This is a genomic window from Actinoplanes ianthinogenes (genome assembly GCF_018324205.1).
GTDB lineage: Bacteria > Actinomycetota > Actinomycetes > Mycobacteriales > Micromonosporaceae > Actinoplanes > Actinoplanes ianthinogenes.
In genome coordinates, this window is sequence record NZ_AP023356.1 from 1,039,887 (window position 1) to 1,052,784 (window position 12,898).

Annotated in this window: 10 protein-coding genes; 9 read left to right on the forward strand and 1 reads right to left on the reverse strand. The window is 72.8% G+C overall.

Annotation, left to right across the window (positions count from 1 at the left end):
* Nucleotides 1-44: 44 nt before the first annotated feature.
* From Aiant_RS04775 to Aiant_RS04805, 7 genes are read left to right on the forward strand one after another with little or no spacing between them, the layout of a single operon-like run.
* Entirely contained in the window at nucleotides 45-1,358 is a 1,314-nt protein-coding gene (locus tag Aiant_RS04775; RefSeq protein WP_229830104.1) for a hypothetical protein, read from the forward strand.
* On the forward strand, nucleotides 1,358-2,338 hold the full coding sequence (locus Aiant_RS04780) for a glutamate ABC transporter substrate-binding protein (protein ID WP_189331288.1): 981 nt from the start codon (nucleotides 1,358-1,360) through the stop codon (nucleotides 2,336-2,338). Before Aiant_RS04775 ends, Aiant_RS04780 begins: the two co-directional genes overlap by 1 nt.
* Nucleotides 2,335-3,528: a hypothetical protein gene (locus Aiant_RS04785; protein ID WP_189331129.1), complete on the forward strand. Its 1,194-nt coding sequence runs from the start codon at nucleotides 2,335-2,337 to the stop codon at nucleotides 3,526-3,528. Before Aiant_RS04780 ends, Aiant_RS04785 begins: the two co-directional genes overlap by 4 nt.
* Nucleotides 3,525-5,861: a serine/threonine-protein kinase gene (locus tag Aiant_RS04790; protein WP_189331130.1), complete on the forward strand. Its 2,337-nt coding sequence runs from the start codon at nucleotides 3,525-3,527 to the stop codon at nucleotides 5,859-5,861. The genes Aiant_RS04785 and Aiant_RS04790 overlap by 4 nt, the downstream gene beginning before the upstream one ends.
* Before the next feature lie 17 nt (nucleotides 5,862-5,878).
* Nucleotides 5,879-7,105, forward strand: coding sequence for a PP2C family protein-serine/threonine phosphatase (locus Aiant_RS04795; RefSeq protein WP_189331131.1), 1,227 nt, complete (start codon nucleotides 5,879-5,881; stop codon nucleotides 7,103-7,105).
* A gap of 10 nt (nucleotides 7,106-7,115) precedes the next feature.
* Nucleotides 7,116-8,381, forward strand: coding sequence for a vWA domain-containing protein (locus tag Aiant_RS04800; protein WP_189331132.1), 1,266 nt, complete (start codon nucleotides 7,116-7,118; stop codon nucleotides 8,379-8,381).
* Nucleotides 8,378-9,016 (forward strand): double zinc ribbon and FHA domain-containing protein, encoded by a 639-nt coding sequence (locus Aiant_RS04805; protein ID WP_189331133.1) that lies wholly within the window; start codon nucleotides 8,378-8,380, stop codon nucleotides 9,014-9,016. The genes Aiant_RS04800 and Aiant_RS04805 overlap by 4 nt, the downstream gene beginning before the upstream one ends.
* Here the strand turns inward: Aiant_RS04805 and Aiant_RS04810 are convergent.
* A complete protein-coding gene (locus Aiant_RS04810; protein ID WP_189331134.1) occupies nucleotides 8,997-9,515 on the reverse strand; it encodes a snapalysin family zinc-dependent metalloprotease in 519 nt (172 codons plus the stop codon). The two genes, Aiant_RS04805 and Aiant_RS04810, sit on opposite strands and share 20 nt — an antisense overlap.
* Nucleotides 9,516-9,635: 120 nt before the next feature.
* Between Aiant_RS04810 and Aiant_RS04815 the strand changes: the two genes are divergently transcribed.
* Together Aiant_RS04815 and Aiant_RS04820 are read left to right on the forward strand one after the other, a co-directional pair.
* Entirely contained in the window at nucleotides 9,636-11,822 is a 2,187-nt protein-coding gene (locus Aiant_RS04815) for an ATP-binding protein (protein WP_189331135.1), read from the forward strand.
* 101 nt (nucleotides 11,823-11,923) lie between these two features.
* On the forward strand, nucleotides 11,924-12,751 hold the full coding sequence (locus Aiant_RS04820) for an alpha/beta fold hydrolase (protein ID WP_189331136.1): 828 nt from the start codon (nucleotides 11,924-11,926) through the stop codon (nucleotides 12,749-12,751).
* The last annotated feature ends 147 nt before the right edge of the window (nucleotides 12,752-12,898 follow it).

Here is a 12,898-nt window from a genome sequence, read left to right on the forward strand (position 1 = left end):
GGTGACGCACAGTGGACGGGCAGGCACCCCTGGCGTACGGAGGCATGAGCGTGACCACAGCCCTGGCGCACCGGTCCCCGGCGAACGCACCACCCGCCCCGCCGGCGGACGGTCTGCTGCGCCGGGTCGGCAACCTGCGCCACCACTCCCCCGGCCGCCTCCAGCTGATCCTCGCCGCCCTGATCACCCTGACCCTGCTGACCGGGCTGGTGTCCGGGCTCACCGCGCACGCGGCCTCGTCCGGCACCACCGACCTCGGCGAACGCGCGCAGCCGCTGCTCGCCGAGTCGGAGAAGGTGTACACCTCGCTGGCCGACGCGGACACCACGGCCGCCCAGGCGTTCCTGGCCGGCGGCCTGGAGCCGGCCGCGCTGACCCGTCGCTACGACGACGACCTGGCCCGGGCCGGCACCGCGCTGACCCGCGCGTCCCGGATGGTCCCGGCCGACAGCGAGGCCGGCAACGCGATCGAGGCGCTCTCCACCGGCATCGCGCGATATGCGGCACTCGTCGCCACCGCCCGGGCCACCAACCGGCAGGGCCTGCCGATCGGCGCGTCGTATCTGTCCGCCGCCTCCCAGCTCAACCGGGACACCCTCCAGCCGCAGGCGCAGCAGCTGTTCCGGACGGCCGGTGACGAGCTCGGCGAGAGCTACGACGCGGCCCGCAGCTCGTGGTGGCTGATGCTGCTGCTGATCCTGTTCGTGGCGCTCGGCGTCGCGCTGTTCTGGAGCCAGGGCTACCTGAGCCGCACCACCCGCCGCACCTTCAACGTCCCGCTGGTCGCCGCCACCGGCCTGATCGCCGTGCTGGTCCTGCTCAGCACCAGCATCTTCGCCAACCAGCGGACGCACCTGTCGGCCGCGGACGCCCAGGGGTCCCGCCCGGTCGCGGCGCTCGCCCAGATGCGGATCCTGATGCTCAGCGAGCGGGCCGACGAGGCGCTCACCCTGGCCGCCCGCGGCGCCGCCGACCACGAGGCCGACTTCACCACCGCCCGCGACGGGATCGACTTCGACGACCCGCGCCTGACCTACGCCCAGGCCCAGGTCTACCAGGCCGCCCGCCTGCACGACGACTACCTGGCGCTGCACGAGCAGGTGCAGCGGCTCAACCAGAGCGGTGACTACGACAAGGCGGTCCAGCTGGCGATCAGCGCCGAGACCAGCAAACGGTTCACCGCCCTGACCGACACCATGAACACGGCGATCACCGACCGGACGGACGCGTTCACCGGCCAGATCAAGGACGCCGGCGACGGGCTGGACCTGCTGACCGTGCTCGGGCCGCTGCTCGCGCTGGCCGCCTGCGCGCTCGCCGTGATCGGTATTCGTGCCCGCCTGGAGGAGTACCGGTGATGCGTACCCGTCTCGCCCTGATCGCCACCGTCGCCCTGCTGCTCGGCGCCGCCGGGTGTGCCGGCGACTCCTCCCCGCGCTACGACGCCGACACCCCGCCCAAGGCGATCGGCCAGGGCACTCAGGAGGGCGCCGCGCCGGCCACGACCGCGGCCCCGGCCGACACGTCGTGCAACCCGCGGGCCAGCCTGCGCCCGTCCGGCTCGCTGCCGCAGCCGGGCAGGATGCCGGCCGGCACGCTGATGGCCGACATCCAGAAACGCGGCCGGCTGATCCTCGGCACCAGCCAGGACACCTTGCTGTTCAGCTCGCGCAACCCGTTCAGCGGCAAGGTCGAGGGCTTCGACGTGGACATGGGCCGGCTGATCGCGGACGCGATCTTCGGGGACCCGGACAAGCTGCAGATCATGGTCATCGGGTACGACCAGCGGGTCAACTCGGTGCTCCAGGGCAAGGTGGACGTGGTCGCCGACACGATGACCGCGAACTGCGCCCGGTGGAAGGACGTCAACTTCTCCTCGATCTACTACGAGGCCGGGCAGAAGGTGCTGGTCAGCAAGGATTCGGCGGCCAAGAGCATCGCGGACCTGGGCGGGAAGAAGATCTGCTCGGCGGCCGGGTCGACGTCGTACGACAACATCGGCAAGGTGAAGAGCAACCCGCCGCCGGTCGCGGTGTCCCGGGCGAGCTTCGGCGACTGCCTGGTGGCGTTCCAGCAGAACGAGGTGGACGCGATCTCCACCGACGACACCATCCTGGCCGGGATGGCCGCGCAGGACCCGTACGCGAAGGTGGTCGGCGATCGGTACACCGAGGAGCCGTACGGGATGGCGCTGAGCAAGGACCACCCGGAGTTCACCCAGTTCGTCAACGCGGTGCTGGAGAAGGCCCGCAAGGACGGGACCTGGAAGAAGACGTACGAGAAATGGCTCGGCCGATTCGGGCCGGCCCCGCAGCCGCCGGCGGCACAGTACCGATGACAGCACCCTCGGTAGCCCCCGCCGACGCCGAACTGGCGCGCCTCGAAACCGCCGTGCAGGTGATCTCCCGCAACCTCGTCGAACTCGACGAGATGCCCGCTCGCAAGGACCTGGACGGCAAGCACCTGACCGGCCGGACCGCCGCCGAGTGGGCCGACGCCGGGGTCGCCATGGCCACCCTCTGGGACGGCTATCGGATGCTCAGCGAGTCGATCGTGCGCGCCCAGTCACTGCGCGCGCAGCGCAAGTTCACCGACGCCGACCGGGCGAAGTTCATGCACGAGGTGCTCGGCTCGTCGATCCTGCTCTCCACCACGACGGTGCCGCTGGCCCAGCGCGGGCTGCTCGGCGCCGGCCAGATCACCACCACCTGCACGCCGGCCGAGCTGCTGGCCGCGATGGAACGGTCGTTCACCACCGCGGTGGACGTGGCCACCCGGGCCGCCGAGCGGTGGCAGAAACTCCTCCCGGCGGCCGCTGACGCGGCCGCCGCGCTCGATCAGGCCCGGCAGCTGTCCCGCCGGGTCGGCGCCCCGGCCACGCTGCTCGACCAGGCCGACCGGCTGCTCGGCGACCTGACCGGCACGCTCGCCACCGATCCGCTCGGCACCGACCCGGCGATCCTCGACCGGGTCCGGGACCTGATCCGCCGCTCCGACGCCGAGCGCACCTCGGCCACCGAGCTGCGCGACTCGCTGAGCCGGCGGCTGGCCGAGGCCCGGGACCGGGCCGACGAGCTGGACCGGGCCGGGCACGCGGCGCAGCAGGCGCACGCCCGGGTCACCGGCCGGTTCCCGGACTCGCAGATCGCCACGGTCCGCGCCGTGAACCTGCGGCCCGACCTGGCCGCGGTCGAGGCGCTGGCCGCCGCCGGGCAGTGGGCGCTGATCAGCCCGCGGCTGGCCCAGTGGTCCCGGGCCGCCCGGGAACGGCTGGCCGCGCTCTCGGTGATCACCACGCACAACGACAAGCTGCTCGCCGAGCGCGACGAGCTGCGCGGGCGGCTCAGCGCGTACCAGGCCAAGGCGCTGCGGCACGGGCTCGGCGAGCACCCCCGGCTGACCCCGCTCGCCGAGCGGGCCCGCACCCTTCTGCACACCGCGCCGTGCGAGCTGGATCAGGCTCGGGCGGCGGTCAACGCGTACCAGGAAGCGCTCACCGCCACGATCGCGAGGGATGCCCGGTCATGAAATGCCAGCGGAACTGCCCCGGGACCATCGAGGACGGGTACTGCGACACCTGTGGGATGGCGCCGGCCGCCACGTCGGCGAGCAAGCCCGCACCGGTCCCGGCCGCGCCGGTGACCGTCGCGCCGGTCTCGGACAAGTGCCAGCGCGACGGCTGTGGCGGCACGATCGAGGACGGCTACTGCGACACCTGCGGGCTCGCGCCACTGACGAAGGCGAAGGTGCCGCAGCCGCGGTCGGCGACGACCAGCACCGGCACGCAGAGCTCGACGCGCAGCAGCGCGCTCTCCACGCGTACCGGCGGGAGCCGGCGGGGCAGCGGCCGCACCGCGTCCAGCCGCCGGTTCGGCAGCGGCCTGGTGGAGATCGCCCCGATCGCCAAGGTCGACCCGGCCACCACGATCATGGTCGACGCCGAGGTGCCGGAGTCCAAGCGGTACTGCGCCAAGTGCAACAACCAGGTCGGCCGCTCCCGCGGTGACCGGCCCGGGCGTACCTCCGGCTTCTGCCCGCACTGCGGCGAGGCGTTCAACTTCACCCCGAAACTGGTCAAGGGCGACGTCGTCGGCGGGCAGTACGAAGTGGCCGGCGCCCTCGCCCACGGCGGCCTGGGCTGGGTCTACCTGGCCGTCGACCTCAACGTCTCGAAGCGCTGGGTGGTGCTCAAGGGCCTGCTCAACTCGGGCGACGAGGACGCGCTGGCCGCCGCCCTGGCCGAGCAGCGGTTCCTGGCCGAGGTCGAGCACCCGAACATCGTCAAGATCTACAACTTCGTCGAGCACGACGGCGCCGGCTACATCGTGATGGAGTACGTCGGCGGCAAGTCGCTCAAGGACATGCTCAAGCAGCGCCGCGAGGCGAACGGCGGCAACTCCGACCCGCTGCCGCTGGATCAGGCACTGGAGTTCCTGATCGAGATCATGCCGGCGTTCAGCTACCTGCACGAGCGCGGCCTGATCTTCTGCGACTTCAAGCCGGACAACGTGATCCAGTCCGGCGACCAGATGAAACTGATCGACCTCGGCGGCGTCGTGCACATCGACGACCAGGAGGCCGCGATTTACGGCACGGTCGGTTACCAGGCGCCGGAGATGGCCACCGACGGCCCCTCGGTCGCCTCCGACCTGTACACGATCGGCCGGTCCCTGGCGGTGCTGACCACCGACTTCCGCGGCTACCAGACCACCTTCAAGGAGAGCCTGCCCAGCCGCGACGAGTTCGAGGTCTACACCAGGTACGAGTCGTTCTACCGGCTGGTCGACCGGGCCACCCGGCCCGATCCGGACGAGCGGTTCGTGGACGCCGCCGAGATGCAGGAGCAGATGCTCGGCGTGCTCCGGCAGGTGGTGGCCGCGCAGGGCACGCCGAAACCGGCGCCGTCCAAGGTGTTCACCGGCGAGCTGCGCACCGACATGAAGTCGGAGGCGCCGCGCTGGCAGGACCTGCCCACCCCGCTGATCGACCTGACCGACCCGGCGGCCGGCTTCCTCGCCTCGATCACCCTGACCGACCCGGCCGAGGTGCTCGCGCTGCTCAAGCACGCCCCGCAGGAGACCGTCGAGGTGCGGCTGCGGGCGCTGCGGGCGGAGATCGACCTGGCCACCCGGCACGGCTTCTTCGACGACGCCCGCAAGGCCCGGGACCGGTTCGCCGCGCTGGACGGCGCCGACTGGCGGCTGGCCTGGTACGACGGCCTGCTGGCGCTGGCCACCCAGGACTGGACGACGGCCCGCTCCCGGTTCGACGCGGTCTACTCGGTGCTGCCCGGCGAGCTGGCCCCGCAGCTCGCGCTCGGCTTCACCGAGGAGCTGTCCGGGCCCGGCCGGGTACAGATCGCGGCCGGGTACTACGACGTGGTCAGCCGGACCGACCCGTCGTACACCACGGCCGCGGCCGGGCTGGCCCGCTGCCGGCTGGCGAGCGGGGACCGGGCCGGCGCGGTGGAGGCCTACCAGCGGGTGCCGGGCACCTCCTCGGCGTACGCGATCTCCCAGGTCGGCGCGGTGCGGGCGCTGGTGCACGCGCACCCGGGGGTGAAGGTCGACGTGCAGGCGCTGACCGAGGCGGCGGCGCTCATCGAGCGGCTCGAGGTGGAGCGGGCGCAGCTGGCCGAGCTCCGGGCCGAGCTGCTCAAGCAGGCGCTGGCCTCGATGGACGGCGGGCTGAAGCTGCCGGCCGCGGTGCTCGGTGGTGGGCGCACCGGGGACACCGGGGAGAAGGACGTGCGGTTCGCGTTGGAGGACGCGTACCGGGAGATGGCCCGCGCCGCGCACGGCCCCGAGAAGATCCGCCTGGTCGACATGGCGAACGCGGCCCGGCCGCGCACCCGCACCTGAGAACGAGAGAAGGCACGTTGATTCTGACCGAGTGCGACTCCTGCGCCGAGGGGCGCGCCAGCGGCGCGTCGTTCTGCGAGGCGTGCGGGCGCCGCCTGACCGAGACCGCGTCGGTCGGCGCCGCCGACGCCGACGCCGACGGGGGCCCGGACGCCGCCGAGGGTACCGGGGCGAAAGCCCCGGGGACGGGCAAGAGCACCGGGCTGGCCGGCCGGGACTGCCCGCACTGCGGCGCGGAGGGGGCCGTCGCCGCGGACGGGTACTGCGAGGAGTGCGGGATGCTGGCCGGGCGCCCGCGCGACCACACCGAGGCCGACGGCGACCTGGTCGCGGCCGCGGTCAGCGACCGGGGCCGGCGGCACCACCGCAACGAGGACGCGATGTGGCTGGCGGTCGGCTCGGACGCAGCCGACGTGGTGGTCTGCGACGGCGTCTCGTCGTCGTTCGACCCGGACGTGGCCTCCGAGGTGGGTGCGAAAGCGGCCGGTGAGCTGCTGGCCCGCGCCCAGCACCCGGGTCCGCCCGCGGAGCGGGCCGAGGACGGCGCGGACGAGGTGACCGACGAGGACGCGACCGTGCCGACCGAGCCGGCCGAGCCCGCGCTGCCGATCGCCGAGGTGGTCGGCCGGGCCATCCAGGGCGCCGGCGAGGCGGTCGCCCAGCTGGCCGGGACGGGCGACCCGCGCCGGGCCACCTCCAATCCGGCCTGCACGATCGTCGCGGCCGCGGTGCGCGGCCCGCACGTCGGGTTCGGCTGGGTCGGCGACAGCCGGGCCTACTGGATCGCCGCCTCCGGGCCGGCCGAGCAGCTCACCGAGGACGACTCGTGGGCGCGGCACGTGATCGCGATGGGCGCCGACCCGCGGGTGGCGATGAACGACCCGAAAGCGCACGCGATCACCGCGTGGCTGGGCGCGGACGCCGGGCGGATCACCCCGCGGGTCGGCGCGTTCACCGCGAAGGCGCCCGGGCATCTGGTGCTGTGCAGCGACGGGCTGTGGAACTACCTGACCGACCCGGAGGACTTCGGCGACGCGGTCCGCTCGGCGCTGCGGGTGGCGACGGGGCCGCGTCCGCTGCTCGAGGCGGCGCGCGCGCTGGTGGCGTACGCGAACTCCGCCGGAGGCGCCGACAACATCACGGTGGCGATCGTGCCGGTGCCACCGCGGACCGAAGTGGAAGAGGCGGAAGCCGAAGGCGACGCCGAGATCAAGACCAGTGACAACGAGACCAGCGAAGCTTAAGGAGTCCCGAGTGTCCTACAGCGCCGAGGCCTTCCAGAACGAGTACCTCGCCATGGGCGCCAGCGAGGTGAACGCGATCGTCACCGTCACCTCGACAGGGGGCGAGGGCGGTCGCCGCAGCGCCGGGGCGACCGAGATCATCATCGTCGACGCGTCCGGATCCATGCAGGCCGAGGGCCGGATGGCGGCCGCCCGGCAGGCCGCCAAGGCCGCGGTGAACTGCATCGACGACGGCGTCCGGTTCGCCATCATCGCCGGGGTCAGCACCGCGCAGCAGCTGTTCCCGGACCCGGGTCAGCTGGCCGTCGCGTCCCCGCAGTCGCGGGCCGACGCGCTGCGGGCGATCGACCGGTTGCAGGCCAGCGGCGGCACCGCGATGGGCGCCTGGCTGCTGCTCGCGACCCAGCTGTTCGACCAGCGCCCGGGCGACATCAAGCACGCCATCCTGCTCACCGACGGTGACAACGGCGAGCGCTTCGGCTACCTGGAGAGCGTGCTGGAGCAGATCGCCGGGCGGTTCGTCTGCGACTGCCGCGGCGTCGGCACGAACTGGAAGGTGTCCGAGCTCCGCAAGATCGCCACGGCGATGCTGGGCACCGTCGACATCGTGGCCCGCCCCGAGGGGCTGACCGCCGCGTTCGAGCAGATGATCACCGGGGCGATGGGCAAGACCGCCGCGGACGTGCAGCTCAAGGTCTGGACGCCGGTGAACGCCCAGGTCCGCTTCGTCAAGCAGGTGGAACCGCAGGTGATGGACCTGACCGGCAAGCGGGTCGAGGACGGTCCGCGGGCCGGCCGCTATCCGCTGGGCTCCTGGGGTCAGGAGAGCCGCGACTACCACGTCTGCATCGACGTGCCGGCGGGCAAGGCCGGCGACGAGATGCTGGCCGCGCGGATCTCGGTGGTCGAGGAGGACACCGTGCACGCGCAGTCACTGGTCCGGGCGGTGTGGACCGAGGACACCGCGCTGTCCACCCGGATCAACCGGCAGGTCGCGCACTACACCGGGCAGGCCGAGCTGGCCCAGACGATCCAGGACGGCATCGCCGCCCGGGAGGCCGGCGACGAGCGGACCGCGACGATCAAGTTCGGCCGGGCCGCGCAGCTCGCCCACGAGAGCGGCAACAAGGCCACCGAGGAGCTGCTCTCCAAGGTCGTGGAGATCGAGGACGCGGCGACCGGCACGGTCCGGCTGCGGCGCAAGGTCAACGCGGCGGACGAGATGGCGCTGGACACGCAGAGCACCAAGACGGTCCGGGTCGGGCGGTCGCAGTGAGCTCGTTCACCTGCCCGAACGGGCATGTCTCCACGGAGGCGGACTACTGCGACACGTGCGGGGCGAAAATCGGCGGCGCGCCGGTTGCCGCCGAGGCGGTCAAGGATCCGGCGCCGATGCTGAACTCGGAGAACTGTCCTAATTGCGGCACACCTCGCGCGGGGGCGGCGCGGTTCTGCGAGGACTGCGGGTACGACCACACCACCGGCAAGGTGCCGCAGCTCACCGAGGTGCTCCCGGAGCCGGTGACGGCCGGCGAGTGGACCGCGACGCTCTTCGCCGACCCGGCGTACTTCGCGCTCAACGAGGTGGAGGGCGTCACGTTCCCGGCCGATCCCGGCGAGCGGCAGATCACGCTGACCCCGCCGCAGGTCCGGATCGGGCGCGGCAGCACGTCGAAGGGCACCAGCCCGGAGATCGACCTGGCCGACACCGACCCGGGCGCCTCGCACAACCACGCGCTGCTCACCCTGAACGTGGACGGCGTCTGGCTGGTCACCGACCTGGGCTCGACCAACGGGACGTACATCAACGACGAGGACCAGCCGCTCACCGCCGGGCAGTCGCGCGCCCTCAAGGACGGCGATCAGGTGCACGTGGGTGTGTGGACCACGCTCACGATGCACGCTCCGTGAAGTAACCGGCCGGCACCCGCACCGAGGTGCCGAACAGACGATTGACGGTGGCCGCCTCGGTACTGCTCGGATTCGCGTTCGTGCAGCTCACCGGGGCGCTGCTGCCGGACATCAGGTCGCTGCACAGGCCGGTGCGGCGGTCCGGCAGGCCGAGGATGTGGCCGAACTCGTGCGCGGCGATCCGCGGCTTGTAGTACCCGTCGTTCACCGCCTCCCGGCCCATGTACCAGTAACCGTTGCCCAGCGACGACGTGTACGTGCGCGGCCAGCCGTTGTCGGCGTACACCCGGATGTTCGGGGTCCGGCCGGCCGGCACCGGCTCCAGCCGGACGTTGGTGACCTTGCTGTTCCAGATCTGCGCGCCCTGGTTGACCACGGCGACGAACTCCTGCGCCTGGCTCGCGTCGTAGTAGAGCACCCGGGTCGCGGCGTGCGCGGGGGTGGCCCAGGTGAGCGCGAACAGGACGACCAGTGCGGCGGCGGCTCTTCTCCACATCATGCCTCGACGCTAGGCCTGACAACGATGGATATCGATGTTAAGGCTCATATCACTTGGCACCTCGGGCCAACGTGATGGTCGCCGCTGCGCCGGGCCGCCCCGGCGTGATCTCGTCGTGCGGTGTCGGAGTTCGGAAGCAGGCTGCGTGAGTTACGGCGGGCCGCGGGCCTGACCATGGAACAGCTCGCCGAGTCGTCCGGGGTCAGCGCCCGCGCGATCAGCGACATGGAGCGCGGGCACAGCCGGGTGCCTCAGGCCCGCACGCTCGCCGCCCTGACCGACGTCCTCGGCCCGGGCCTGAAGGACACCGCTCGCCCCGGGCTGTGTGAGCCGCCCCGCGCGATCAACGACTTCGTCGGTCGCGCCGACGAGCTCGACCGACTGCGCCGGCACGCCCTCGCCGGCACCGGACAGGCCCCGGTCGCCGTCGTGCACGGGCAGCCGGGCCTGGGCAAGACCGCGCTGGCCGTGCGGTTCGCCGACCAGGTGCGCGACGACTACCCGGGCGGCCGGTTCTATCTGGACCTGCGCGGCACCGACCCGGAGCCGATGCCGACCGGCGACGCCCTGGTCCGGCTGCTGCGGGCCCTCGAGGTGAACCCCCGCAGGATCGGTGAGACCGACGATGAACGCTCCAGCCAGCTGCGCGCGGTGCTCAGCGACCGCCGCTGCCTGCTGGTGCTGGACAACGCCGGCAGCGAGGCCCAGGTCCGGCCGCTGCTGCCCGGCGAGGGCGGCAGCCTGGCCGTGGTGACCAGCCGCCGGGTGCTCGCCGGGCTGGAGGGGGTGGAACGGATCGCCCTGGCCCCGCTCGTCCCCGGCGAGTCGGCCGCGCTGCTGCGGGCGATCGCGGTGCAGGCCGCCGATCCGGGGGTGGTCGCCGAGGTGGAGGCGGTGGCGCGGTACTGCGCGCACCTGCCGCTGGCGCTGCGGATCGCCGGGACCCGGCTGGCCACCCGGCCGGCCTGGACCGTCGAGCACCTGGTGACCCGGCTCGCCGACGCCGACCGGCGGCTGGCCACCCTGGCGACCGGCGACATCGGGGTGGCCACCGCGTTCGCCCTGTCGCACGCCCAGCTGTCCAAACCGGCCCGGGAGCTGTTCCGGCGGCTCGCCCACGTGCCCGGGGTGGACTTCGCGCCGGCGCTGGCCGCGGTGCTCACCGGCGCCCACCCGGACGACGCCGCCGACGGCCTGGACGAGCTGGTCGACCTGGGCCTGCTCCAGCAGTCCGGGCCGGACCGTTACCGCTTCCACGACCTGATCCGGCTGTTCGCGCAGGAGCGCCTGCGGATCGAGGAGCCGGCCGGCACCCGGGCCGCGACCGCCCGGCGGATGGCCTGCTGGCTGCTGGAGACCGCGATCGTGGCCGGTCGCTGGTTCGAGCCCGGGTACGGCTGCCTGCCCCCGGATTACGCCGGGCCGGTCCCGCTGGCCACCGCCGACGAGGCGGACGCCTGGTTGCAGGCCGAGCGCGACAACTGGCTGGGCGCGCTGCGCACGGCCGCCCGCGGCGGGCAGCACCAGCTCGTGGTGGACGTCGCCGAGGCGATGCACTGGTACTCGGACAAGTACATACGGGCCGAGTACTGGTACGACGTCTACGGCCTGTCCCGGGCCGCCGCCGCGGAACTGCCCGACCGGCGGCAGGAGGTCACCCACATCAACTACTTCTCCTGGGCGGCCACCAACTGCGCGCGCCGGCCGGACGAGGGCGCCCGGATCGCGATGGACGCCCACCGGGTGGCGGTCGACATCGGCGACGTCAAGGAGCAGGCGTGGGCGCTGCGGTACGCCGGGGACGCGTGGCGGCTGGCCGGGAACCCGGCGGCGGCGCTGCCGGCGTACCGGCAGTCCGCCGAGCTGGCCGTGGCGGCCGGCGACCACGACGGCTACGTGCAGTTGCGGCCCGGGATCGCCCGCGCGCTGGCCGAGCTGGGCCGCGACGAGGAGGCGCTCGCCGAGTGCACGGCCGCGCTGGCCGAGATCGAGGCCCTGCCGGTGGCGCCCCGGCCCGCGCTGGGCGCCCGGCTCAACGCGCGGATCACCATGGCCGCGTGCCTGAGCCGGCTGGGGCGCTGGGCGGAGGCGCTGCGGGTGGCCGAGGAGAGCCTGCCGGTCGCGGAGGAGTACGGCTACGCCGGCTACCTGGGTGAGGTGCACCTCACCATCGGCCGGGCCCGGATCGGACTGGGTGCCCCGGAGGCCGCCCGGCCGTCCCTGCATCTGGCCCGTGACCTGCTGCGAGACCTGCCACTCAGCAACCTCCAGGCGCTCACCCGGGAGAGCCTCCAGGCGCTGTCCTGACAGTTTCTGCATGTTGTTCTGCGTGGTCTGCGGAAGTTCGGGTTGGTTGCATGGAGGTACGGACGCGCCGCCGGTGCGCGGACGAACGGAAAGGACCTTCCATGGGTTACGTGACCACCTCCGACGGCACGAGCATCTATTTCAAGGACTGGGGCGCCGGCCGCCCGGTCGTCCTCAGCCACGGCTGGCCGCTGAACGCGGACAGCTGGGAGGCGCAGCAGCTCTTCCTCGCGCAGCACGGTTACCGGGTGATCGCGCACGACCGCCGTGGCCACGGCCGGTCCGACCAGACCTGGCACGGCAACGAGATGGACACCTACGCCGCCGACCTGGCCGCCGTGATCGAGACCCTGGACCTGCGGGACGTCACCCTGGTCGGCTTCTCCACCGGTGGCGGCGAGGTCGCCCGCTACATCGGCAACCACGGCACCGCCCGGGTCGCCCAGGCCGTGCTGGTCTCCGCGGTGCCGCCGCTGATGCTCCAGACCGACGACAACCCGGGCGGCCTGCCGATCTCGGTGTTCGACGGCATCCGGGCCGGTTCGCTCGCCGACCGCTCCCAGCTCTACAAGGACTTCGCGGCCGGCCCGTTCTTCGGGGCCAACCGTCCCGGCGCCCAGGTCTCGCAGGGCATGCAGGACTCGTTCTGGCTGCAGGGCATGACCGCCGGGCACCACAACACCTACGAGTGCATCGCCGCGTTCTCGGCCACCGACTTCCGCGGCGACCTGGCCAAGTTCGACGTCCCGACGCTGGTCATCCACGGTGACGACGACCAGGTGGTGCCGTTCGAGGTGGGCGGCCAGGCGTCGGCGGCGCTGATCAAGGGCGCCGAGCTGAAGGTGTATTCGGGTGCACCGCACGGCATCACCGACACCCACAAGGACCAGCTGAACCAGGACCTGCTGACGTTCCTGAACAGCCTGTAGAAATCGGATCGCGGGGAGGCCGGGCGATGGCTAGGCTTCCCCGCAGTCTGCCGAAGGAGTGAGCATGCGCAAGCACGTGGACACGGTCGCCACCTCGCCGCGAGGGACCGCCGCCGCCTGATCCTCAGGCCGCCGTCTCCTCGCCGA

What these genes read in the sequence shown, in the direction of transcription:
- Aiant_RS04785 (WP_189331129.1), top strand. Translation starts at nt 2,335, where the DNA reads ATGACAGCACCCTCGGTAGCCCCCGCCGACGCCGAACTGGCGCGCCTC.
- Aiant_RS04775 (WP_229830104.1), top strand. Translation starts at nt 45, where the DNA reads ATGAGCGTGACCACAGCCCTGGCGCACCGGTCCCCGGCGAACGCACCA.
- Aiant_RS04780 (WP_189331288.1), top strand. Translation starts at nt 1,358, where the DNA reads ATGCGTACCCGTCTCGCCCTGATCGCCACCGTCGCCCTGCTGCTCGGC.
- Aiant_RS04790 (WP_189331130.1), top strand. Translation starts at nt 3,525, where the DNA reads ATGAAATGCCAGCGGAACTGCCCCGGGACCATCGAGGACGGGTACTGC.
- Aiant_RS04810 (WP_189331134.1), bottom strand. Translation starts at nt 9,515, where the DNA reads ATGATGTGGAGAAGAGCCGCCGCCGCACTGGTCGTCCTGTTCGCGCTC.
- Aiant_RS04820 (WP_189331136.1), top strand. Translation starts at nt 11,924, where the DNA reads ATGGGTTACGTGACCACCTCCGACGGCACGAGCATCTATTTCAAGGAC.